Raw genomic sequence first — 22747 nt, 5'->3', positions numbered from 1 at the left:
CCCGTGCGCTAACGGCAGCGTTTAGAAAGAGACCGTCAGCTGCGCATTGACCGAGTTGGCCTGCAGCTGCGAGCCGTACTGTCCCTGATAGGAGACGCCGACACGCGTCGAACGCGTCAGCGGCACGTCCAGACCGACGCCGACCACCGCCACGTCCTTATCCACCGGCGCACCCTTGGTGGCAAAGCTGTCGCCGGTGGCGAACGCCATCCGCGCCGAAGTGTCCGTGTCGCCGTAGGCGTGCTGCCAGCCCAGATTGCCGTGCAGCGTGACGTCAACGCCCGAGACCGGGATATCCGTCGCCCCGCGCAGGCCCAGCGTCGAGTAGAAGGTGTTCATCGTCTCATCCTGCACGCTCAGCGCCGCCGCGCCGCCCTGCTCCTGCACCGCATCCGTATGCAGACGCACGTAGCTCAGGTTGACGAACGGCTCCACGCTCGATGACTCATAGCGCAGCCGGTAGCCCAGCTCCGTAAACGCCTGCAGCGTATTACCGTCGTAATCCCCCTTCAGCCGGTCGCTATAGCCGCCGAAGCCGACGTTGCGCTCGCTCTCTATCCGGTGCCAGCTGTAGCCCAGGCCGCCGCGCAGCGCCAGCGCATCGCGCTGCCCCGCGCCATACAGACCCAGGTGGTAGTTGTTGCTGTGGCCCGACGACGCACGGCTGTCAACGTCGAAATGGGTGCGGCTGTAGCCCGCATAAGCGCCGGCGCGCACTCCGTCGCTCAGCTCACGGTCCGCCCCCACCAGGAAGCCGCCGGTGTTGCTGTCCAGCTTGCCGGTGTTGCCGTCGCCCTTGCTGCGCGTCCAGCTGCCGAACATCTGTCCCCAGGCGCCGTTGCGCTCGCGCTCCGGACCCTGCACCAGACTCATCGCCAGCGGCGGCACCGTCAGGCTGTCGCCGTCGAACATCGTCTGCATATGCTGGTTCACCACGCTGCCCACCAGCGTACCGCTCTGCAGCAGGCTCGCCTGCACCGACGCATACTGCTCGCCGGACAGCTGGTTAAACGCCTCGCGCGCCTGCCCCGCATTCAACATCAGCAGCGAGTTGTACAGGCCGAGCGACGGCCCCTGCTGCGCCAGCGAGCTCAGCGCCCCGGCGGTGTTCCACTGGTTGTCGCTGGTCGCCACCGTCTGGAAGATCCCCGGCGCGTTCGGGTTACCACCGATATCGCCGTCGTCACCGCCGCCTGTATGGCCATCGTCACCGCCGCCGGTATGACCGTCGTCACCACCGCCGCTATGGCCGTCGTCACCACCGCCGGTATGGCCATCGTCACCGCCGCCGCTATCGCCGTCGTCACCGCCGCCGGTATGGCCGTCGTCACCACCGCCGGTCTCTTTCTGCCGGATGGTCAGATCGACGTTTTGCCGGTCGCGCGTCAACTCCGTGTCCAAAAAGGCCGAATCCAGCACCGCTTCACTGAACATACCGTTAACGCCGCCGCCGGCGGTCAGAATGCGGTAGGTTTGCCCATCCCGATAGCTGGTGTGCGGATCGAGGGTATTGACCAGCACCTTGACGTTCTTGCCGATGGTCGTGGCATACTGCGTTCCTAAAGTATCGCTGCGGCCGTCCGCAGCGATATCAACGTCATAAAACGATCCATCAAAGAAATCGAGATATCCCTTAACGGTCATTTTACCGATACCATCATCACCAGGAGCGATATGGCTGTTGCGTTCGATGTCCACAAAACCAACCGTCGCCTGCCCCGTGAGTACGCCACCGGTTTTCACTGAAATCGTTGAAGAACCGGAGACGCCTACATTGCCTTTAAGATGCAACGTTCCGCCATTCTCTACCTGCAAACTCTGTACCAGTAAGGGATCCGCCTTCGTTCCCATATCCCCGTTAACAGTCAGCTTGCCGCCCTTAACGAAGATATCGCCGTTGTAGCGGGTGAGATCGCCGGTCAGCGTGGTCTGCCCGGCCACGTTGGCCATCGAACCACTGCCGATGATGGTATTGGCGAACTGATAGTTGTCCGACGTATGGTTAAAAATAATCGCCCCCCGCATACCCCGATGATCGGTTGGCGTGGTGATCACAATATCGCGGTCAATCACGCCGGGCGCCTGCGCCTCGCCCAGCGTCGGCAGCGGCCAGATTTCACGACCGTAGGGGCCATCCGCCGAATAGCCGTCAAAAGAGGCGCGGCTGCCGATCACCAGCGCGCTGCGCGGCGTTAACTGTTTATTATCGTTACTGAAGCGCCCGCCGTTCGCCAGCGCCAGCACATCGGCGTCGGTACTTCCCCGGGTGTGCAGATGCGAGCCTTCACCGCTGACGTAAATATCCGCGGACTTTTTCGCCTCGGCGGGACGTTCAGAGGCCAGCAGATCGCCGACGCTCACCTGCGCGCCGTCCAGCACGTCCAACTTGCCGGCGAGCGACAGCCAGTCGTTGACCTGCCACTCACTGCCTTTACCGCTGATTGTCGCCATCGGCCGGTGTTGATAGTCGGCATCATCCAGACCGTAGTCGATCCTTGCCCGTTCGGTCACCAATTTAGCGCCGTTTTCCACCCGCACCACCGCCTGCGACTGGCGTTCAGAGCCGATAATCAGCTTTTTAGCGCTGAAGGTACCGCCGTCTATCAACCACTCGCTGGCTTTATCCTGACCCATACTGACCGCGCCGGCATAGGAGACCGACTGAGAAACGTGGCGATCGCCGTCCAGCGTCACATCACCGCCGGGGGTAATTTGTTTAATCAGCAGATCGATAAACTGCTGGCCGCGTTTAAAGGTCGCTTCCAGAAAGGCCGAATCCAGCACCGCTTCGCTGAACATGCCGGCAATATCTTTTTCGGAGGTGAGTATGCGGTAGGTCTGTTCGTCCTGGTAGCTGGTGTAGGGATCCAGCATATTCACCAGCACCTTCACGTTGTTGCCGATCGTCGTCTGACCGACCACCGCCATGGTATCGCTGCGACCGTCTGCGGCGATATCCACATCATAAAACGCGCCGTCTTTAAAGGTCAGATAGCTGTTGATATCAAACTTGCCCGTACTGCCGTCGCCGGGAGCAATATGCCCACCGTCCTCGACAATCGTACGGCCGATGGTCGCATCGCCGCCCAGCACCGCTCCGGGATCAACAAACAGCGAGGTAGTAAAGCCGATGCCGCGGCCAAATCCCCCGATGGTGCCGTTGAGGATCAATGTGCCGCCGCGCTCAACGTATAATCCTTGATAAGGAGGATCAATCTTGTAGCGCCCCACATCAGAATTAATCGTCAGCTTGCCGCCTTTGACGAAGATATCGCCATGGAAATTGCTGAGATCGCCGGACATGGTGGTATTGCCGGCAAAATTGGCTATCGACGCATGTCCCTCGTCGTCCCTGACGCTGTTGGCAAACTGATAGTCATCCGCAGTATGGTTGAAGATGAGGGAGTTCCAGCGCCCGCCCAAATACGTATCCCGATCAAAGAAGACGACAATATTAGGATCCAATACGCCGGGCGCCTGCGCTTCCCCCAGGGTAAAAATATCCCACCCTTTCTCCACCACATCCTCATCATCCTGCGCATGGCCATCCAGGGTGCCGCGACTGCCTATTATCAGGCCGCCATGGATTTCTAACGCATTACTCGCGCTGCTAAAACGGCCATGATCGGACAGCGAGAGGATTTCCATCCTTGGATAATTTTCTATTTGCAGATGCGAACCGCTGCCGCTGACGACAATTTCCGTCGAACTGTTAGTGCCAACAAACGAGCCTGATGCTTCCAGCCGGCCGACGCTCATCACGCCGCCATCCAGCACATACAGCCCGTCGCTGATCGCCAACGCATCACTAACCCGCCACTCGCTGCCCTTACCGCTGACCTTACCTAACCCGGCAAAGTCCACCTCCCTGATTCGCTTTTCGCCGTTTTCGACGCTGATGTTTTCCGCATAGGCCGCGCCGACCGTGCCGGCCAGCGTCAGCGCCGCCGTCAGCGCGACATACAGCCGCGACAGCCGGATTTTGACCGGTAACGATGGATGCCCCCAGAGCTTCTCCATATACCCTCCCTCTTTTTGATTATTATTGCGCCGCCAACCGCGGCACAATAAGGCTGGCATAGGGACGGGGAATGCGCCACACGGGCGCAATAATTCAGAAAAGGCGTGCGAAAATCTCTCACACGGCGAGAGATTGAGGAGAAAAGTCAGCCTCGCGTTACTGCACCAGCGTCAGCGCGCGTTTCGGCTGGCCCGGAGCGGCAATCATCGCCAAGAGTTGCGCTTTCACCGCCTGCGCCGCTTCAGACAGCGGCTGCTGAACGGACACGCACAGCGCCAGCGGCAATGCCAGCGACGGGTTGCTGATACGCGCCATCCAGGCTCTGGCCGGGCCGGTCAGCGCCCGCGCGGCGGACTCCGGCAAAATGGTTGCCCCCAGCCCGCCGGCGATGGCGGCGCTGAGCATGGTCGGCGATTCGATCTCGCCGACGACATTCAACGCCAGTTTGCGCACCGCCATCGCGTCTTCAATCTGATCGCGCACGCTGTCTCCCCGGTGCGGTAAAAACAGATTCAGCCGCGCCAGCGCCCGCAGATCGATATAGTCGCCGGGATTAGGCACCGAACGTGACGCCACCAGATACAGATCCTCTTTCGCCAGTACCGTGGTATTAAACCCCTGCGGCGCCTTGGTGCCATAAATAACCGCCATATCCAGCGCGCAGTTGGCCACCTGATCGGTCAGCGCCGGGCCGGTATCCTCATGCAGGCGCAGCAGAATGCCGGGGTGCGCATCGCGCATCGCCTGCAGCAGCGGCATCGCCAGCTGCGCGGCGGCGCAGCCGGACGCGACGCCAAGGGCAACCTGCCCGCTGACCGCCAGCCCGATGTTGCTGACGGCGGCCTGCGTCTGCTCACACATGCGCAAAATCGTCTGCGCATGGGCATAGAGAATGTTGCCCGCTTCGGTCGGCATGACGCCGCGCTTACTGCGAATCAGCAGTTGCTGCTGAAGTTCGCCTTCCAGCGTCGCCAGCTGCTGGCTTAACGCCGGTTGCGCAATATGCAGCACTTCCGCTGCCTGCGTCAGGCTGCCGATATCGACGATTTTGACAAAGTATTTAAGACGTCTGAAATTCATGGAGCCCCCGTTATGCGCAAAAAACAACGCTAACCCCACAGCAAGATCCGGGCCATAATCCGGGGAAAAAGCCAATGACGCCGCCAACAGGCTAAAAAGGCAGAGAAAACCGGCGCACTCCGGCCACCGCCGCCCGCCGCCGAAGGCCGGCTACGCCGGCGCGCTGCACCAAAAAGAAGCAGCGCCGCCCGCAGAAACACGCCCAATCACTCAATAATGCAGCAGGTTGGGCATTCTTACAGCAAACGCGTCAAAATGCGTTTTTTGATGCTTTACAAGCCCCTGCCGCCTCGCTATTATGCGCCCCGTTCACACGATTCCTCTGTAGTTCAGTCGGTAGAACGGCGGACTGTTAATCCGTATGTCACTGGTTCGAGTCCAGTCAGAGGAGCCATATTTAGAAAAGCCCGCTTAAGGCAACTTAAGCGGGCTTTTTACCGTCTGGCGATCGCGTCATTGCGATGCTTCGATGATGTTCAAATCTGACTGCCGTATCCAGACGTTGAGTCTCTCAAGATCCTGTTGCGATACCATTTGTTGCTCAGCCAGGTGCTGGATGATAGCGACATATCTACGCACGTCCTCAGCAAAAACAGCCGTATTCATCCGATCGAGCGCCTGTAATCCTTTGAGCAAACGGAGCTGTACTTCAATCAGCCCTGCGCCGTCGCGAGCAATGGGATTTACAATGTCATCGAGGAGATCTGCCGTCATGATAGGTTTGACCCACACGTTGTGATAGATCACCGCGTCAGGTTCCGGCTTGTTTCTGCCCCATACCGCCAGCAGTCTCACCGCGCGGCCGATAACATCAATCGCCGTGCCAGGATCGTTAACGGCCGGCGACAACGCGCGGGAGGCGATCTCCGCCAATACCGCAAGGCCAAAGCGGGGATCCTGATCAAATGAGCGCTCCGCTCCGATGGTGATGGCAGCCAATAGTGCTGCCGTATCGGGGTTAGGAGTTGGTGCAACAATCCAGCCCACGGGATGCCCCGGATGCACAAATGCGCCAGCCTGACAGGTTAAATAAAGCTCCCCTTCAATTTCTTGCAGCCGGTCATCCAGCATCTGCATATCAATATGCTGAATATACCCAATGTCTGTCGGGTAGAGTGCCATGACTTCCGCAGGTGGCTGCAAACCGGGTAACCACGCTTTGCCCCCCATATAAGGGATGTTAACGCGATTCTCCAGCGCATTGCGCGCAGCCTCTTCCACCCGCGATGTCGTTTCCCCGACGCGCCCCAGTAATGAAAGATGCTGGATCCAGCGTAAAAGCGTGATAACAATTAATGCAATCACCAGCAGCGTAACGACAAATAACACCACGCGGCCCCGCTGCCCGTAGGCGCCCATACTCAGCGCCACGATACCCACCAGACTGAACAGGAAAGAGCCGATAAAGGTCGCCAGTACGTTTTGCGTCGTGCTGTCTTCCATCACCAGCCGCGTCGCGCGCGGCGTCACGCTCGTCGTCGCTGAACTGTAGGCCGACACCATAATACTCAACGAAAAGGTCGTCACCGCCAACATGCTCGAGGCCAAAATATTGAGGATTTTATCCACCGCATCGGCGCCGACCACGCCGCCGATGCCGGACGGAATAAAGGGCTTAACCACGATGGAAACTAACGCTGAAATGACCGCCAGAAGCGCGAATAAACATGCGCGGAACCAGAGTTTGCGGGTTAACTGGCTAAACAGCCAGTGCCATTTTGACATGGTAAACATTCCGTTGTGAGCACATGCTAATCACTATAGCCCAGACTGTTTCATCTGCATCACGTTTCGCGTCGACCGAAATCCCGTCGTGTTACGCCGTTATCACCACCGGGAGATAAAAAACCTGCCACCCGGGCAGGTTTTTCAGTATTACGACCGCTATCAATAACGGGATTAGCCCGCCATTAAAGGGTTTCGCCGTTAGAGGCGATTACGCCCTGATACCAGTAGAACGACTTCTTGCGCGAACGCGACTGATCGCCGCTGCCGTCGTCATGTTTGTTCACATAGATAAAGCCATAGCGTTTGCTGTACTGGCCGGTGGTAAAGGAAACGCAGTCGATGCAGCCCCACGGCGTATAGCCCAGCAGCTCCACCCCGTCATGGCTGACGGCCTTGCCCATTTCGGCAATATGCGACTTCAGGTAGTCGATGCGGTAATCATCATTGATGCTGCCGTCGGCTTCCACCTTGTCGTAGGCGCCAAAGCCGTTCTCGACGATAAACAGCGGCTTCTGATAACGCTCATACAGCTCGCACAGCGCATAGCGCAAGCCGACCGGGTCAATCTGCCAGCCCCAGTCGGAGGCTTTGACGTGCGGGTTAGGCACGCTGCCCTCAAAGCCGGAAATGGCGTCGCCCTCGCCGCCGGCGGCCTGCACCGCGTTGGTCATGTAGTAGCTGAAGCCCAGATAGTCGCAGCAGCCTTCGCGCAGGATCTGCTCGTCGCCCGCTTCCATCCTGATGTTAAAGCCGCGCCGCTGCCACTCGTTCAGTACGTAGGACGGATAATAGCCGCGCAGCTGCACATCGGTGAAGACATAGCGTTCGCGCATGGATTCCTGCGCATACATCACATCTTCCGGCTTACAGGAGAACGGATACAGCGGCACCATCGCCAGCATGCAGCCGATCTTCATCTCCGGGTTGATGCGGTGGCCGATCTTCACCGCCAGCGCGCTGGCGACAAACTGGTGGTGCAGCACCTGATACATGGTCTCTTCCGGATTATCATGTTCGGTGTACACCACGCCGGAACAGCAGTAGCCGAACAGCGGCGCGCGCCAGTTGCGCTGGTTATTGATCTCGTTGAAGGTCATCCAGTACTTCACCTTGTGTTTGTAACGTTCAAACACCACTTCGGCGAAGCGGACGAAGAAATCGACCACCTGACGGTTGGTCCAGCCGCCATACTGCTGCACCAGATGCAGCGGCATTTCGAAGTGCGACAGGGTGATGACCGGCTCAATATTGTGCTTGAGCAGCTCGTCGAACATGTCGTCGTAGAAACGCAGCCCCTCTTCATTCGGCTCCGCCTCGTCGCCCTTGGGAAAAATGCGCGTCCAGGCAATCGAGGTGCGGAAGCATTTGAACCCCATATCGGCGAACAGTTTGATGTCATCTTTATAGTGGTGATAGAAGTCCACCGCCTCATGGTTCGGGTAATATTTACCCGGCACCACTTCCTGGGTGATCTCGCGCGGCACGCCGTGCGCGCCGCCGGTCAGCACATCACAAATGCTCGGGCCTTTGCCCCCCTGATCCCAACCACCTTCAACCTGGTGTGCGGCAACCGCGCCGCCCCAAAGAAAATCCTGCGGAAATACGCTTTTCATCATCGCTCCTGTTTGTTACCCAATCTGCATAACCGGCTGCCCGCAGGCAACCTCTCTGTTTACGTCCAGCAGGCGCACCGCGAACTCATCGCTGTTCAGCACCACAAACGGCGTGGTCACGTCATACCCCGCCGCTTCTATCGCCTGTTGCTCAAAACGGATCAGCGGATCGCCCGCTTTCACCTGCTGGCCCACCGCCACCAGCGTGTCAAAATGCCGCCCCTGCAGCTTGACCGTATCCAGCCCGACGTGGATCAGCAATTCGGCGCCGTTGGCGCAGGTCAGCCCGACCGCATGCCGGCTGTCGATCACCGAGGAAACCACCGCGTCGCAGGGCGCCAGGATCTGGCCGTCCACCGGACGGATCGCCACGCCTTCGCCCAGCAATTTCTGCGCAAAGCTGGGATCGTTCACCTGCTCCAGCGGCACATAATGCCCCGCAGCCGGGGACAGCAGCGTCACCGCCCGTGGCTGCGCCGCCGGCTCACCGGCCGCCGGCGTCTTTGGTGCTGCTGATGCCGCTGGCGCCGCGCCGTCCGCCGCCAGCGGCGGATCGTCAAAGCCCACCGCGTACACCATCGCCATGGTGCTGATTATCGCCGTGGCAACGCCCGCCAACTCGCCGATAAACGACATCGGGTTCTCCGGGCTGATGGCGTTCACCACGGTCAGCAGGCTGGGTAATCCAGCATAAGCATAGTAGTAGCTGCCGAAGAAGCTGGTGACCAAAGCGCCCAGCGCGCCGCCGATACAGCCGCAGATAAACGGCTTTTTCAGGCGCAGGGTCACGCCGTACAGCGCAGGTTCAGTAATGCCGAACACGCCGGTAACGCCGGCGGAAAACGCGGTGGTTTTAAACTGCGGATTACGTGACTTAAAGCCGACGGCCAGCGCCGCCGCCATCTGCGCCACCACAGCAATGGTCTGGAAAGCCTGAAAAGAGTCGCGGCCGTGCGCGTCAAAGTTGGCCATCACCACCGGCGTAATCCCCCAGTGCACGCCGAAGATCACCACCATTTGCCATACGCCGCCGATCAGCGCGGCGGCCAGCGCCGGCGCGGTGTCAAACAGCCAGTTGTAGCCGCCGGCAATGGCGAACGCCGCCGAACTGGTGATCGGGCCAATCAGCAGCAACGTAAACGGCACCATAATCAGCATGCAGACCAGCGGGGTAAATAATTCGCTGACGACGTCGGGGATCGCGCGGCGGGCATATTTTTCCACGTATGACAGGCACCAGATCATAAAGATCGGCGGCAGCACCGACGAGGTGTACACCGTTTCCGCCAGCGGCAGACCGAGGAAGGTGATCGCTTCGCCCTGCGCGATACGCGCGGCGATGGCGCCCCAGTCCGGATTGATCAGCGCGCAGCTGCACAGCACCGCAATAAAGGTGTTGCAGCGGAAAAAGCGCGACGCGGTAATGGCAATCAGCACCGGCAGGAAAGCAAACGGCGTCCAGGACATGAAGTTGAGCACCGCGAAGGTGCCGCCGTTCGCCAGCTGCGGCGCAAAATGTCTGGCGACGATCAGGGCGCCCTGCAGAATGCCCGCCGCCGCCAGCACAAACACGATCGGCGCGAAAATCGCCGACATGGAGCCGATGACCACGTCCAGCAGACGGACTTTCGCGCCGTCGGTCTTTAGCTGGCTCTGATCGACCAGGCCGGAAAAAGCGTCAAACACCTCCGCCACATGTACGCCGATCACCACCTGAAACTGTCCGCCGCTGAGCACCACCATGATGACGCCCGGCAGCTGTTTAATCCGCTCTGCCGCCTGCGGCGGCGTCTCCTTCAGCACCAGCCGCAGACGGGTGGCGCAACGGGTAAAACTGACCAGATTATCCTGCCCGCCGACCTCCGCCAGAATATCGCCGGCAAGCTGGGCGTAGTTTCTTATTTTTGTCATTATTTTAATACCTTATCGTAAAGGTTATGACTGCCGCCTACGTGTTTCTCAAAGAATGAAACCGGTTGCAGAATAGAAACTGAAAACCATTTCTGCAACCGGTTTCAGTAAAGAATGTGTGTGAAGTAACAATTTGCATGAAAAGTGATAACACGCGACAACGGATAGGATGAAGGGAAAAAGCCCGTCAGACGGCAGGCCGCTCTGGTCAATATGGCAAAAACCTCAGGAGAACATCACGCAGACTGACAGAATGACGCGCAAACGGTACGACCGGTGCTTATCTGCCGACGGTAGTATGGCGGCCTCATCCGCGTTCACGCTCAAAACTCGGCGGCCAGCCCAAGGCTCCAGCCTTCAACCCCGTCCCCCACAAGGCCGGAGCCGCGCAGGCTGACGCCGCCAATACCGGGTATGACGCCGCTGTCGACAATTTCTATACCGCCGCCGATTTCGACAAAGTAGTCAAAACCGATATTGTCTTTTATCTCCGGCATATAGGTGCCGGTGACAAAACCAATCCAACGCAGCGGCTGACCGAACAGCGACAGGTATGTCGGGCCATTTAACTCTGTCGCGGCGGTCATCACGCTGAAATCATTGCGCCCTTCCAACTCCGGGTCGCTGGCGCGATAACTGTCATCAACCAGATAGTTGTAACGCAGATTGGCCGTCAGCTTCACATCATTTTCCCAACGATGATTCTGTTCTATTTCCACCGCGCCGCCGTACAGCAGGCTATTGATTTTAAAATCAAAAGCCAGTCCACGCCCCGCTTCATGGAGCAAATCGCCTAGCGAGCCGCTGGAGGAGGTGTCATTTGAGGTGCGTGAATAGCCAAACAGCATCATCGGGCGCAGAATCGTGCCTGGGACGATATCAAATTCGGCCCCGGCGCCCCCCATGGCCGACAGGGTTCTGGTGTCCAGGCTCAGGCGATCGGACACCCCGTCATCGTCGCCAAACGCCAGTGTCTGATCGCTTTTGACATAACCGAACGTGCCTTCGATATACGGTCTGAAGCCGTCGACGCCAATATCAAAAGCATGGGTCGGCGATATTTTGTAGGAGTCAATCTCCAGCGGATCGGAAGTGTCATGGGTCAGACGGAAATTCGCCGCGCTGATGCCGGGCGTCGTGCCGATAATAGACAATTCCTGATAGAGATTTTTCAGATCGCGTGCATTATCACGCAGCGTCGGGCGCAGTTCTTCCGGGCTGATCGGCAACGGTTCGGCCACGGCATCACCACTACCGGCCCAGACCAGCACCGTCGTCAGTACCACACAGCGATGTCTCATCATCTGTTATCAACCCTATTTGATTGTCCGCCATCAACCACGCTATTTCCGTGAGCTATCAGGCGGTATCAGCGTTGACTGCACCCATGAATACCGGGACGCTGTTCGAATGAATGAAGGGATAAAAAAATTCCTAAAGAAAATTAAGCATAATCGATTATCAATACCCTGCCGTTTTTTAAGATATCTGACATCGGTCGGCATGAATAAAAAACGGCGGGCGGCTCTCCGCCATGGCGAGACAGCAACCGCATCACAGCTTCGCCATCGGCGTGAAAGTGTTATGCGGTTGCTTGCCGGCAAGCGGCGAGAAAAGCGGAAGGCGAAGGCAATTCAGCGCGCCGTCAGGCTGCCGCGCAGTAAACCAGGCTCTTCTGCGCCGCTCAGCAGCGCCAGCGCACGCTGCGCCAGCGCATCCAGCGAATACTCAATCGACGGCACCGTCGGCGCGCCGGGCCACTGCAGCGAACCGTCCAGACTGAACACCATCACCTGCGCCGGCACCTGACGCTGATACTGCGCCAGCACCGTCAGCGCCTCCTGCGCCTGACAGTCGTCGGTCACCAGCAGCGCATTAAACGGCATCGTGCTGTTGAGCAGGCGCTGCAGCGCAATGCGCGTCACCGCTTCGTCTTCCACCACCAGCTGGCGGTTATAGGGGATAAGGTGCGTTTCCAGCGCGTGGCAATAGCCCTGCAGCACCTGTTCGGCGGCGTCGCCGGCGGCAAAGTTAATCAGGGCGATCTGCCGCCGCTGCTGACTGGCGAGGTAATGCACCGCGGTTTCTGCCGCAAACTGGTGGTCAAAGCCCACGCTTTTCGCCGTGGACGCGGTGACACAGTCCAGACACACCGTGCTGTCCGGCAGCGGCGGCAGCGCGAAACGCGCGCCGACCACGATCAGCGCATCGCACCAGCCGCTGCTCAGCTCCGCCGCCGCGGCCGCCAGCGCGGCGGCGTCATTGGCGAAACGCAGCAGCAGATGCTTCTGCTGACGGCTCAGCTGCTTCTCCAGCGCCTGGAGATAACCGGTCGCCTGCTGAATATGTTCCGTGGCGCAAATCACGCCGATACAGCCGGTGCTCTGGCTGGTGAGCGACTGGGCGACGGCGTTCGGACGATAGTTCAACGTTTCCACCGCCCGCAGCACCGCCTGCCGGCTCTCTTCCTTTACCCCGCGACTGCCGCTCAGCACCCGGGACACCGTGGCTTTCGATACCTGCGCCAGGCGGGAAACATCATTGATATTGGCCATAACTGCGGGTCTTCCTGCTGATAGAGAAAAACGGGCCGGCGGCCCGCTACAGACGACTGATAAAGCCAACTATTAGGGAGAGCGTGACAATGGGGTCGTAGCGGCGTAAGCCGCCGAAGCGCCCCTCGTTACGCTAGGCCCGGGTATCACGAATCATCAGTCGACGTTGTCATCAACCTCAAACGGGCCGGCGGCCCGCTAGTGATTATCCCTGAGCCGATGGCCGTTGTCGTTGATAAAGTTCGACCATTTCGGCAATCAGTTCCCGCGCCAGTATCGCATTCATCAGATGATCCTGCGCATGCACCATAATCAGCGTCATCGGCGTTTTACCCTCACCGCCGTCCTGCTCAATCAGCCGGGTCTGCACCCGGTGTGCGGCGCGGGAAAACTCATCGGCCTGCTGCAGCTGCGTCTGCGCCAGTGCAAAATCGCCGTCGCGTGCCGCCTGCAGCGCGCTGAAACACAGGCTGCGCGTCTGGCCGGCATTGACGATAATCTCCATCACCGTACTTTCCAAATCGTCCATCAGCGTTGCTCCTCAAAACCGTTGGCGGCGGCGGTTGCGGCGAACCATTCGCCGCTTTTCTTGATAGTGCGCTGCTGGCTCGCCAGATCCAGCTGCACAAAGCCATAGCGGTTCTTGTAGGCGTTGCTCCATGACCAGTTATCGATAAAGGTCCACATATGGTAGCCCAGGCAGCGGCTGCCCTCGCTGATGCCCCGGTGCACCCACTGCAGATGCTCGCGGATAAAATCGATGCGGTAGTCGTCCTGAATCTGCCCGTTCTGCTCAAAACGCCGTTCATCCTCCACGCCCATGCCGTTCTCGGAAATAAAGCAGCGTGGGTTGCCGTAGTTTTCCCGCAGGTTGGTGAGAATATCGTAGATGCCCTTTTCGTAAATCTCCCAGCCGCGGTACGGATTCATCTTGCGGCCCGGCATCGCATAGTGGCTGAAAAACCACTCAGGCATAAACGGACTGTCCGGATTGACCAGGCTGTCGCGGCACTGAATGCGGCGCGGCTGGTAATAGTTGATACCCAGCAGATCCACCACGCCCTGCGCCAGCAATGCGGCGTCCTCCGCCTGGCATGGCGGCAGTTGGTCATGCTGACGCAGCAGCGCCACCAGCTCCTGCGGGTAGCTGCCGCGCAGCGCCGGGTCGAGGAAACTGCGGTTAAACATCAGATCGGCGATGTTTGCCGCCTGCACATCGGCCGGGTTGGCGGAGCGCGGATAGGAAGGCGTCAGATTGAGGATGATGCCGATCTCCCCGTCCTGCCCGCGGGCGCGGTAGTTCCGCACCGCCAGCGCGTGCGCCAGCATGGTGTGGTAGGCCACCGTCGCGGCGCGACTGAAGTCCACCACGTTCGGGTAGTGGAAATCATACAGATAGCCGCCCTCCACCGGCACAATCGGCTCGTTAAAGGTAAACCAGTGCTTGACCCGGTCGCCGAACAGGCGGAAACAGACATCGGCAAACTCGGCGTAGGCCTGCACCACTGCGCGACTTTCCCAGCCGCCCTGCTGCTGCATCGCCAGCGGCATATCAAAGTGAAACAGGTTGATAAACGGCGTAATGCCCTGCGCCAACATCTCGTCAATCACCTGGTTATAAAACGCCACCGCCTGCGGATTAACCTCGCCGCGCCCCTGCGGGATCAGCCGCGCCCAGGAAATGGAGGTGCGGAAACTGTTGTGGTTCAGCCGTTTCAGCAACGCGATGTCGTCGCGCCAGCAGCGGTAGAAATCCGAGGTCTGCTGCGGGCCGACCTGCTGGTTAAAACGCTCCGGCTGCAGCCGGAACCACTCGTCCCAGATGGTGGCGCTTTTGCCGAAACTGAGGCTCTCGCCTTCACTCTGCGGCGCCGAACTGGCGCTGCCCCACCAGAAATCTTGCGGGAATGCATATTTCATCACGACCCCTTACGTCAGGAATTAACGGCGGCTTCTCCGCCCTGTGGTTGTTGTTTTTCCTGCTCCTGCTTGAGCAGCGTGCGCTCATAAGCCTTCAGGAACGGGTAATACATCAGCGCCGACAGCACCATGCAGAACAGGCACATCAGCAGCGGGCTTACCGCCCAGTTCGCCGCCCATGAGGCGCCAATCGGCGCCGGCGTGGTCCACGGCGTCAGCGATACCACCTGCGCTACCCAGCCCAGTTTGGTGGCGATATAGGCGAAGGTGGCGTTAATCATCGGCACCAGAATAAACGGCAGGAAAAACACCGGATTCATGATGATCGGCGCACCGAACAGAATCGGCTCGTTGATATTGAACACGCTGGGCACCACGCCCATCTTGCCGATACTGCGCAGATGCGCCGCCCGGCTGCGCAGCAGTAAAAACGCCAGCGGCAACGTAGAGCCGACGCCGCCGATCAGCAGGTAGTGGTCCCAGAAGCCCTGCAGGTAAATATGCGGCAGCGGTGCGCCCGCCGCCAGCGCGGTCTGGTTCAGCGCCAGGTTGGTCATCCAGAACGGGTTCATGATGCCGGTGACGATCAGCGCGCCGTGAATACCGGCGAACCACAGCAGTTGGCAGATAAACACGGAAATCAGGATCGCCGGCAGCGAGTCCGAGGCGGACACCAGCGGCTGCAGCAGATGCATAATCGCCTGGGGAATGATCATGCCGGTATAGCTCTGCACCAGCAGATTGAGCGGATGCAGGGTGGCGACGATCGCCACCACCGGGATCAGGATCTCAAACGATCGCGCGACGCCGGTCGGCACCTCCTGCGGCAGCCGGATGGTGATATTGTGCCGCTTCAGCCAGGCGTACAGTTCACCGGCATACAGCGCGGTAATGATGGCGGTGAAAATCCCCTCGCCGGAGAAATACTGCGTATCTATCACGCCGTCGCGGTACGGCGCCGCCACCAGTAAAAACGCCATCAGCGCCAGCAGGCCGGTCATGATCGGGTCCAGTTTATGGTGCCGCCCCAGACTGGCGCCGATCCCCACCGAGATAAAGAAAGTCATCACCCCCATGCTGAGGTGAAACGGCAGCATCAGCTGTTCACGGTATTGCAGTGAAAAGTTCAGCCAGCCGCGGGCGAACGCCCAGCTGCTGTCGGCGGAGAACGGCGGAAAGATAAATACCAGCATAAATGAGCCGATGATCATAAACGGCAGCGCGGAGACAAAGCCGTCGCGGATGGCAATCACATGGCGTTGCTGGCCGACGCTGCCGGCCAGCGGCGTCACCTTCTGCTCGATAAGGTTGACCATCGCCTGATAGAGAGAGGTCATGCCGGCTCTCCCTGCTGCGCGATCAGCGCCAGGGCGAAATCCAGCACCTTATCGCCGCGCTGCATGCCGTAATCCATCATATCGATCGCCGCGACCGGAATGCCCTGCTCCGCCGCGCGCGCAGACAGCGCCGGCAGCATATATTTCACCTGCGGCCCCAGCAGCACCACCTGATAGCGGCTGAACTGCTCATCAAATTCCCCCGCGCTATAGGCGGCAATCTCCACCGGCAGATCGCGGCTGGCGGCCTCCGCCGTCATTTTCTTTACCAGCAGACTGGTCGACATCCCCGCAGAACAGCAAAGCATGATTTTCTTCATTGTTATTACCCCAGTGATGGTTGGATGCATTTCTCACCGCCATTGGAAACGATGTGGAAACCGGTTTCCAACACTAATAAAAAGGAATGAGAGCGTTCTCAAGCATCAGGAATAAAATAAGGGAAACGGCGTGAGGCGGCTCACAAGTTACGCAAGCGGCAGGCATGACGGCATAAAAAACCCGTAGCACGTGCTACGGGCAGAAAAATTGCCGGCCGAAATGTCGCGCCGTTATCTGAGATCGTAATAAACCACCAACTGACCTTTTTTCATTTTCAGCGCGCTGATGGTCACCTCACCCAGCTCAGCCAGCGAGCGCACGTGGGTGCCGCCGCAGCCGTAGGCCGGCAGATCGCCGAAGCCGACCTGGCGCATGCCGTTTTCCTGCCGCTGACGGCGCGGTAAATCGGCGGCGATCAGGCGCGTCAGCGCCTCCTGCAGCCATGCCTGCTCCAGCGCTTTTACACCGTCGCCGGGCATAAAGGTAATGCGCCCTTCCCCCGGCCAGTGATGCGCCTTCACCGGGCGCCAGCCCTGCGTTTCCCCCAGATAGCCGATCAGATGGCCGGCGGAGTGCCAGCGCGCATGCAGTACCCGCAGCCGGCCGTCAATCTCCAGGCTGGCCGCCCCTAACGGCTGCGGGCGCGCCACCACGTGCAGAATATCCTCACCGCGCGGCACCAGCCGCAGCAGCGGTTCGCCGTTCAGAGTGCCGCCATCGGCCGGCTGTCCGCCGCCCTGCGGATGAAACAGCGTAGCATCCAGCTCCAGCGCATAGTTGCCGTCCTCCAGCGGCTGGCAGGCCAGCACCTGCGCCTGCAACTGCAGTGCATCGCTGTGATAGTAATGTCGTTCTGTCATCGTTTATTCCCCGGTTAATTGACCCTGCACCCAGTATATTCATGTCATAATCAGAGGATAATCCGTTATCAGAAGAATGGACCTTTGCGCTGTGATCACAAATCAAGCCGCCGCATTACTGGCCGAGATGGCCGTATTCGTCCAGGTGGCGGAAAGCGGCAGTTTCTCCGCCGCCGCCCGCCAGCTGGGCGCTTCGCCCTCGGCCGTCAGCCGCAGCGTCAGCAAGCTGGAACGGGCGCTGGCGCTGCGGCTGCTGCACCGCACCACCCGTAAGCTGCGCCTGAGCGAGCAGGGAGAAACCGCCCTGCAATACTGCCGGCAGATGCTGGCGGCGGCCGACGCGGTGCTCAGCCTCAGCGGACAAAACGACGCCGAGCCGGAAGGGCTGGTCAGCATCAGCGTGCCGAAAGCGGTCGGCCGCTTTGTGCTGCACCCGCATATGCCGGCATTTTTGCAACGCTACCCCAAGGTGGACGTGCGCCTGCGGCTGGAAGACCGCTATATGGATTTGATTGACGACGGCGTGGATCTGGCGCTGCGCATCACCGACAGCCCGTCGCCGGGGCTGATCGGCCGTAAACTGATGGATATTGAGCACCTGCTGTGCGCCACGCCGCACTATCTGGCGCAGCACGGTACGCCGCAGCAGCCGCAGGCGCTGACGCAGCACAGCTGCATCTATCTGGGAGAGACGCCGAACGACGCGCGCTGGCGCTTCCGCCGGGCAGGCAAGACGCAGACGGTCAACGTGCGCGGGCGCTATGCCGCCAACCACACCGGCGTGCGGCTGGATGCGGTCAGGCAGCATATCGGCATCGGCAGCCTGCCGTACTTTACCGCCCGTCAGGCGCTGGCGGACGGTGAACTGGTGCAGGTGCTGCCGGACTGGGAGTTTCTCAGTAACTATCGCGGCGGGCTGTGGCTGCTGTATGCGCCGACGCCGCACCTACCCGCCAGACTGCGGGTGTTTATCGACCATCTGGTCGCCTGCCTGGCGCAGCAGCCGCGGCTTACAGCGCCTTGCGCAAAGTGATGTTGATGCGGTGCGATCCCACCAGCGAGTGATAGCCCTCCTTCACCGGTAAAATACCGTGGAAGCACAGGCGCGACGGGCCGCCCCATACCACCACGTCGCCGTGCGCCAGCGGAATGCGTCGCGCCCGGTCGCTGCGCTGCAGGCCGCCGAACTGAAACACCGCCGGCAGCCCGAGCGACACCGATACGATCGGCGCGCCGAAGTCGCGCTCGTCTTTATCCTGATGCAGCGACAGCTTGCTGCCGGGATCGTAACGGTTAATCAGGCAGGAATCCGGCGTAAAGTGGCCAAAGCCGGCCTGCAGCGCAGCCTCGTCCGCCAGCGCCAGCAGAATGGGCGGGATCGCCGGCCAGCGGCGGCCGCTGCCCGCGTCGCGTTCGGCGTAGCGGTAGCCGCGGCTGTCGCTGGTCCAGCCGTTGCCGCACCAGCTCATCGCCACCGACATGGTATAGCCCCCGGGCGTGGTCAGATGCCGCCACGGCACCTGCGCCACCACGCTGCGCACTGCCGCCAGCAGCTCGGGGCCGTGGTCGCGGACAAATCCGTGCAGCACCACCGCGCCGGGCGCTATCTCCTCACGCCACGGCGCCGGCAGCGCGTCTTCAAAAAGGTCGATCGTCATCGCCAACACCTGTTTATTTAAACAGTATTTATTGTAGCGGCGAAAATACGCTTGTCCAGCGCCGCCGCAGCCGGCGTCGGAATGCATTTAGTTGATTGATTTAAAAGAAAATAAGTGTTGTTACATTGTCACCATCAAGCGTAAAGCGTCCGCCAAAACGCCGCCCGGCCGGGCACTGCGGCGTTAAATCCTGCAGCAGCGCCAGCGTAAAGGTCTGCGCCTGCGGATCCAATGCGACGATCTGCGCATCAAGAAAATCAAAGTAGCGCTGCACCTGCGGATAAAGCGCCTTGAACAAGCTCTCTTTGGCGGAGAACGTCAGCGTCAGCGACAGGTTGAACGGCAGCGGTTGTTGCCGCAGCCACGCCTGCTCTGCCGGATTGACGATCCCGCTCCACAGTTGCTCGGCGCGCTGCATCGGCATCTGCGTTTCCACATCCAGCCCGACGCCGCCGCTATCGGCCGCCGGCGCGACGGCGCACAGCGCGGTATCCGCGTTGTGGCTCAGCGCGCCGACGATACCGTCAGGCCAGACCGGCGCGCGATCGGCGCCGCGCTCCACCACCCGTTGCGGATGCCCCAACGCCTCCAGCGCCTGGCGCGCCAGCAGACGCCCGGCCAGATACTCCGCGCGGCGCTTCGCCACCGCCGCGGACAGATGGTCGGGGAACGGCAGCGCAGCCTGTTGCCACAGTGCGTCATGGTAGGCCGTCAGGCTGAAACGGCCGCGGATAACCCGGCCGGGAAAGTCGCTGACCGGCAGCCAGCAGATATCGGTAAGAAACGTAGTGAGCACGGCGGTTCCGCAGTTTAGGATCGACGGGGAGCAGTGTAATTCGAGTGACGGGCTGGCGTACAGCCCCTCTCTCACCGGAGAAAGGGGCGATGGCCGTTACAGCATTGTTTTCATCGCTTTTTCAAAGTCGCTCCAGCTGCAGAAGCCGTCTTTATCGGTCGGGCAGCCTTCCAGCGCCATTGTCACCCGCTGCGGCGGATGCTGCAGCGTCAGCTTGTCGGCGTTGCGCAGCTGCTCCGTGGACTGATAGACGTACTCAATCTTCAGCAGGTCGCGGTCGTGTTGCTTATCGTGCCAGCGCTGGAACACCAGCTTGCCGCCGATCGGCGTACTTTCATACTGCTGCGGCAGCTGATAAGGCTTGAAGCGCATCGCCGACAGCAGCGAGGCGATGTTGGAGTCATGCCCCACCAGCACCGTCAGTCTGGGCGCGTCGCCCTTCTCCTTGCCGATCAGCGCCGAGTTGATGTAACTCAGCAGCGGTTTGGCGACGTTCTGCGCCACCACGGTCGAAGTGAACAACGAATCCTGATAGCCTTCACGCAGTTGCATCAGTTGCCGCCACTGCTCCGGTTTATTCACCTTGCCCCACGCCACCTGCTCCATCGGAAAACCTTCGTAATACTGCAGCAAGAAGGCATCCACCAGCGAGTTGCCCACTCGCAGCGGACCGGCAACCCCCGGCTCCTTGCCCGGCACCGCGCTCATGGTGCTGGTTTCTGCGGTCAGGTCGCACTGCTTGTCGGTTTTACAGGCGTCGGAATCGGCATAGTCGGTGATTTTCGCCAGCTGCCGGTAGGCGGCATCCAGCTGCAGCGAGTGCAGTTTGTCATTCATCGCCTTCAGCGCCTGCTGGTTAAACTGCTCGCTGTTGTCGGTAATGATCGGGTTAAAGGTCGGGTCCATGGCCCCCATTTTATTCTGATGATGCACCGCCACGTCGCAGCCCGGGAACGCGCCGTTGGTAAAGAACTGCGCGGTGGCCACCGTACGCTGCAGACTGTTGGCGTACACGTAGACGCTGCCCGGCGTCGGGCAGCCCTGCTGCGGCAGCAGGCCGGCCTGCTTCAGCCAGGCGTTGAAATAGTGCCCCATATACACTTCCAGCACCCCGCCCTTGGTGGTCAGCTCGCCGCCCGGCGTCTCCCACTGCGGCCAGGTCTGCGGCGTTGAGTTGGCCAGCACGCTGCCGTTATCGGCCAGCGGCGCGCGCAGATTATGACGGCTCATCACCAGCACCTGCTCCAGCTGATAGTCGGCGGTTTCCGCCAGCGCCGAGGCGGAAAATAGCAGCGGCAGACAGAGCAATATCTTGTTTTTTTTCATCACGAAGAGTCCCTGTTGTGTGTATTTTTAATCAGTTAGCCTGAACCGACATCATGGCGGGGTTCGGCAAGAAAAGGTGTGAGGAGGGTCACGTGCGGCGCAATGCAGCGGCGGCCCGCTAACGGGCCGCCGACATCACGCTTAATACCACAGGCTGAGGAGCGGCCAGCCGATCAGCAGCAAGGCGGCGATATACAGCACGCCGAGGATCGCCCCCAGCCGCCAGTAGTCTTTCGACTTCACATAGCCGCAGCCGTAGATGATCACCCCCGGCCCGGTGGCGTACGGCGTCAGCACGCCCATCAGGCCGATCGACAGCACCAGCAGAATCGACAACTGCTCCATCGGTACGCCCGGCAGCCCTTTGCCCACCGCCAGGATCACCGGCAGCATGGTGGCGGTATGGGCCGACAGACTGGCAAACAGATAGTGGGCAAAGTAGAACACCAGCACCAGCGCCACCACGGTCATCGTCGGCGAGAAGTCGCTCAGGTGGGTGCTCATGGTGGTGGCGAACCAGTCAATAAAGCCGGAGCGCGTCAGGCCGTTGGCCATCACCACCAGCGTCGCCAGATTCACCAGCGTATTCCAGGCGCTGGAGTATTGGGTGATCGCCTTCCACGACACCACGTGCAGCGCCAGCATCAGCGACACCGCCAGCAGGCACACCGCCGTGGCGTTCACCACTTTCCCGCCGAACACCCACAGGCACAGGCTCAGCAGCACCAGGCCGATCAGCGTATACTCCTGGCGGCTCAGTTTGCCCATCTCCGCCAGCGCGCCGTCGGCCCAACCGGCCACCTCGCTGCTGTGGGTGACGCCCGGTTTATACAGGTAATAGGAGAGCAGCGGCGCGACAATCAGCAGCACCAGCCCCACCGGCAGAAACGCCATAAACCACTGCATCCAGCTGATATGCACGCCGGCGATTTTGCTGACAAACTCAATCCCCAGTACGTTCGGCGCCGCGCCGGTGACGAACATCGACGAGCTGAGGCTGGTGCCGACCACCATCATCCACATCAGGTAGCCGCCGATGCGCCGCGACGACGGATCGTTCGGGAACGAGTCAAACAGCGGCGGCAGGTTTTTCACCACCGGGAACACCGTGCCGCCGGTGCGCGCGGTGTTGGACGGAGTAAACGGCGCCAGCAGGATATCGATAATCACCACCGCATAGCCGAGCGTCAGCGTCCGCTTGCCCATAAACTTCACCAGAAACAGCGCGATGCGCCGCCCCAGCCCCGTGACCTCGTAACCGAGCGCAAAGATGAATGCGCCGAACACCAGCCACACCGTGGTGCTGGAAAAGCCGGCCAGCCCCCACTTCAGCGCCTCTTTGCCGGCCTTAAAGCCCGGCCCGGCCAGTTCCTGCGGGCTGAACAGCACCCAGGGCGCGGCCAGCACGCCCACCGTTACCGCAATAAAGCTGATGGCGGTCGCCGGGATCGGCTCCAGGATCATGCCGATAATCATGGCGACAAAAATGGCGAAATAGCGCCACGCCTGCGGCGGCATACCGGCAGGCGCCGGTATCAGCAGCAGGATCGCCAGCACCACCAGCGGCGCCAGCGCCTTGGCGAATTTTTGTTTCAACGGACTCATAGAGGTTCTCCTGAAC

At 60.3% G+C, this 22747-nt stretch carries 17 protein-coding genes and 1 tRNA gene; 2 read left to right on the top strand and 16 right to left on the bottom strand.

What is annotated here, in order from left to right:
• Positions 1-21: 21 nt before the first annotated feature.
• Positions 22-4020: an autotransporter outer membrane beta-barrel domain-containing protein gene (locus FO014_RS18675; RefSeq protein WP_160030602.1), complete on the bottom strand. Its 3999-nt coding sequence runs from the start codon at positions 4018-4020 to the stop codon at positions 22-24.
• Between the two features lie 157 nt (positions 4021-4177).
• Positions 4178-5101 (bottom strand): nitrogen assimilation transcriptional regulator NAC, encoded by a 924-nt coding sequence (gene nac / locus FO014_RS18670; protein ID WP_105231756.1) that lies wholly within the window; start codon positions 5099-5101, stop codon positions 4178-4180.
• A 318-nt stretch (positions 5102-5419) separates the two neighbouring features.
• Between nac and FO014_RS18665 the strand changes: the two genes are divergently transcribed.
• Positions 5420-5495: transfer RNA gene (locus FO014_RS18665), tRNA-Asn, on the top strand.
• 59 nt (positions 5496-5554) lie between these two features.
• Here FO014_RS18665 and FO014_RS18660 read toward each other — a convergent pair.
• From FO014_RS18660 to FO014_RS18615, 10 genes are all read right to left on the bottom strand, one after another.
• Positions 5555-6826, bottom strand: a complete 1272-nt coding sequence (locus tag FO014_RS18660; RefSeq protein ID WP_246167991.1) for a DUF2254 domain-containing protein — start codon at positions 6824-6826, stop codon at positions 5555-5557.
• A gap of 185 nt (positions 6827-7011) precedes the next feature.
• On the bottom strand, positions 7012-8445 hold the full coding sequence (locus FO014_RS18655) for a 6-phospho-beta-glucosidase (RefSeq protein ID WP_160030600.1): 1434 nt from the start codon (positions 8443-8445) through the stop codon (positions 7012-7014).
• 12 nt (positions 8446-8457) lie between these two features.
• Positions 8458-10353, bottom strand: coding sequence for a glucose PTS transporter subunit IIA (locus tag FO014_RS18650; protein WP_160030599.1), 1896 nt, complete (start codon positions 10351-10353; stop codon positions 8458-8460).
• A 323-nt stretch (positions 10354-10676) separates the two neighbouring features.
• Positions 10677-11657 (bottom strand): hypothetical protein, encoded by a 981-nt coding sequence (locus tag FO014_RS18645; protein WP_160030598.1) that lies wholly within the window; start codon positions 11655-11657, stop codon positions 10677-10679.
• Between the two features lie 330 nt (positions 11658-11987).
• Positions 11988-12908 carry a LacI family DNA-binding transcriptional regulator gene (locus FO014_RS18640; protein ID WP_105231787.1) on the bottom strand — a complete coding sequence of 307 codons (921 nt, stop codon included), beginning with the start codon at positions 12906-12908 and terminating at the stop codon, positions 11988-11990.
• Positions 12909-13113: 205 nt separating this feature from the next.
• Entirely contained in the window at positions 13114-13437 is a 324-nt protein-coding gene (locus tag FO014_RS18635; RefSeq protein WP_105231788.1) for a PTS lactose/cellobiose transporter subunit IIA, read from the bottom strand.
• Complete coding sequence (locus FO014_RS18630; protein ID WP_160030597.1) at positions 13437-14828, bottom strand: glycoside hydrolase family 1 protein; 1392 nt, start codon at positions 14826-14828, stop codon at positions 13437-13439. Before FO014_RS18630 ends, FO014_RS18635 begins: the two co-directional genes overlap by 1 nt.
• 14 nt (positions 14829-14842) lie before the next feature.
• Positions 14843-16165 carry a PTS sugar transporter subunit IIC gene (locus FO014_RS18625; protein WP_105231790.1) on the bottom strand — a complete coding sequence of 441 codons (1323 nt, stop codon included), beginning with the start codon at positions 16163-16165 and terminating at the stop codon, positions 14843-14845.
• The gene (locus tag FO014_RS18620; RefSeq protein WP_054307116.1) at positions 16162-16485 is read right to left on the bottom strand and encodes a PTS sugar transporter subunit IIB; all 324 of its coding nucleotides are present in this window, start codon (positions 16483-16485) and stop codon (positions 16162-16164) included. The genes FO014_RS18625 and FO014_RS18620 overlap by 4 nt, the downstream gene beginning before the upstream one ends.
• A 231-nt stretch (positions 16486-16716) precedes the next feature.
• Positions 16717-17346: an alanyl-tRNA editing protein gene (locus FO014_RS18615; RefSeq protein WP_160030596.1), complete on the bottom strand. Its 630-nt coding sequence runs from the start codon at positions 17344-17346 to the stop codon at positions 16717-16719.
• Positions 17347-17422: 76 nt separating this feature from the next.
• Between FO014_RS18615 and FO014_RS18610 the strand changes: the two genes are divergently transcribed.
• Positions 17423-18379 (top strand): LysR family transcriptional regulator, encoded by a 957-nt coding sequence (locus FO014_RS18610; protein ID WP_160030595.1) that lies wholly within the window; start codon positions 17423-17425, stop codon positions 18377-18379.
• Here the strand turns inward: FO014_RS18610 and alkB are convergent.
• From alkB to FO014_RS18590, 4 genes are all read right to left on the bottom strand, one after another.
• Positions 18357-19004, bottom strand: coding sequence for a DNA oxidative demethylase AlkB (gene alkB, locus FO014_RS18605; protein ID WP_160030594.1), 648 nt, complete (start codon positions 19002-19004; stop codon positions 18357-18359). The genes FO014_RS18610 and alkB overlap by 23 nt on opposite strands.
• A 100-nt stretch (positions 19005-19104) precedes the next feature.
• Positions 19105-19800, bottom strand: coding sequence for a 4'-phosphopantetheinyl transferase family protein (locus tag FO014_RS18600; RefSeq protein ID WP_160030593.1), 696 nt, complete (start codon positions 19798-19800; stop codon positions 19105-19107).
• A gap of 96 nt (positions 19801-19896) precedes the next feature.
• Complete coding sequence (gene agp / locus FO014_RS18595) at positions 19897-21126, bottom strand: bifunctional glucose-1-phosphatase/inositol phosphatase (RefSeq protein WP_160030592.1); 1230 nt, start codon at positions 21124-21126, stop codon at positions 19897-19899.
• A 141-nt stretch (positions 21127-21267) separates the two neighbouring features.
• Positions 21268-22731 carry an anion permease gene (locus FO014_RS18590; protein ID WP_160030591.1) on the bottom strand — a complete coding sequence of 488 codons (1464 nt, stop codon included), beginning with the start codon at positions 22729-22731 and terminating at the stop codon, positions 21268-21270.
• Positions 22732-22747 lie beyond the last annotated feature (16 nt).

This window comes from Serratia rhizosphaerae (genome assembly GCF_009817885.1).
Classification (GTDB): Bacteria; Pseudomonadota; Gammaproteobacteria; order Enterobacterales; family Enterobacteriaceae; genus Serratia_B; species Serratia_B rhizosphaerae.
This window is presented reverse-complemented; position numbering and strand designations above follow the sequence as displayed.

Coding starts and splice junctions, on each gene's coding strand:
- agp (WP_160030592.1), bottom strand. CDS start 21,126: ATGAAAAAAAACAAGATATTGCTCTGTCTGCCGCTGCTATTTTCCGCC.
- FO014_RS18625 (WP_105231790.1), bottom strand. CDS start 16,165: ATGACCTCTCTCTATCAGGCGATGGTCAACCTTATCGAGCAGAAGGTG.
- FO014_RS18590 (WP_160030591.1), bottom strand. CDS start 22,731: ATGAGTCCGTTGAAACAAAAATTCGCCAAGGCGCTGGCGCCGCTGGTG.
- FO014_RS18620 (WP_054307116.1), bottom strand. CDS start 16,485: ATGAAGAAAATCATGCTTTGCTGTTCTGCGGGGATGTCGACCAGTCTG.
- nac (WP_105231756.1), bottom strand. CDS start 5,101: ATGAATTTCAGACGTCTTAAATACTTTGTCAAAATCGTCGATATCGGC.
- FO014_RS18630 (WP_160030597.1), bottom strand. CDS start 14,828: ATGAAATATGCATTCCCGCAAGATTTCTGGTGGGGCAGCGCCAGTTCG.
- FO014_RS18610 (WP_160030595.1), top strand. CDS start 17,423: ATGGACCTTTGCGCTGTGATCACAAATCAAGCCGCCGCATTACTGGCC.
- FO014_RS18660 (WP_246167991.1), bottom strand. CDS start 6,826: ATGTCAAAATGGCACTGGCTGTTTAGCCAGTTAACCCGCAAACTCTGG.
- FO014_RS18675 (WP_160030602.1), bottom strand. CDS start 4,020: ATGGAGAAGCTCTGGGGGCATCCATCGTTACCGGTCAAAATCCGGCTG.
- FO014_RS18615 (WP_160030596.1), bottom strand. CDS start 17,346: ATGACAGAACGACATTACTATCACAGCGATGCACTGCAGTTGCAGGCG.
- FO014_RS18635 (WP_105231788.1), bottom strand. CDS start 13,437: ATGGACGATTTGGAAAGTACGGTGATGGAGATTATCGTCAATGCCGGC.
- FO014_RS18645 (WP_160030598.1), bottom strand. CDS start 11,657: ATGATGAGACATCGCTGTGTGGTACTGACGACGGTGCTGGTCTGGGCC.
- FO014_RS18655 (WP_160030600.1), bottom strand. CDS start 8,445: ATGATGAAAAGCGTATTTCCGCAGGATTTTCTTTGGGGCGGCGCGGTT.
- alkB (WP_160030594.1), bottom strand. CDS start 19,004: ATGACGATCGACCTTTTTGAAGACGCGCTGCCGGCGCCGTGGCGTGAG.
- FO014_RS18640 (WP_105231787.1), bottom strand. CDS start 12,908: ATGGCCAATATCAATGATGTTTCCCGCCTGGCGCAGGTATCGAAAGCC.
- FO014_RS18650 (WP_160030599.1), bottom strand. CDS start 10,353: ATGACAAAAATAAGAAACTACGCCCAGCTTGCCGGCGATATTCTGGCG.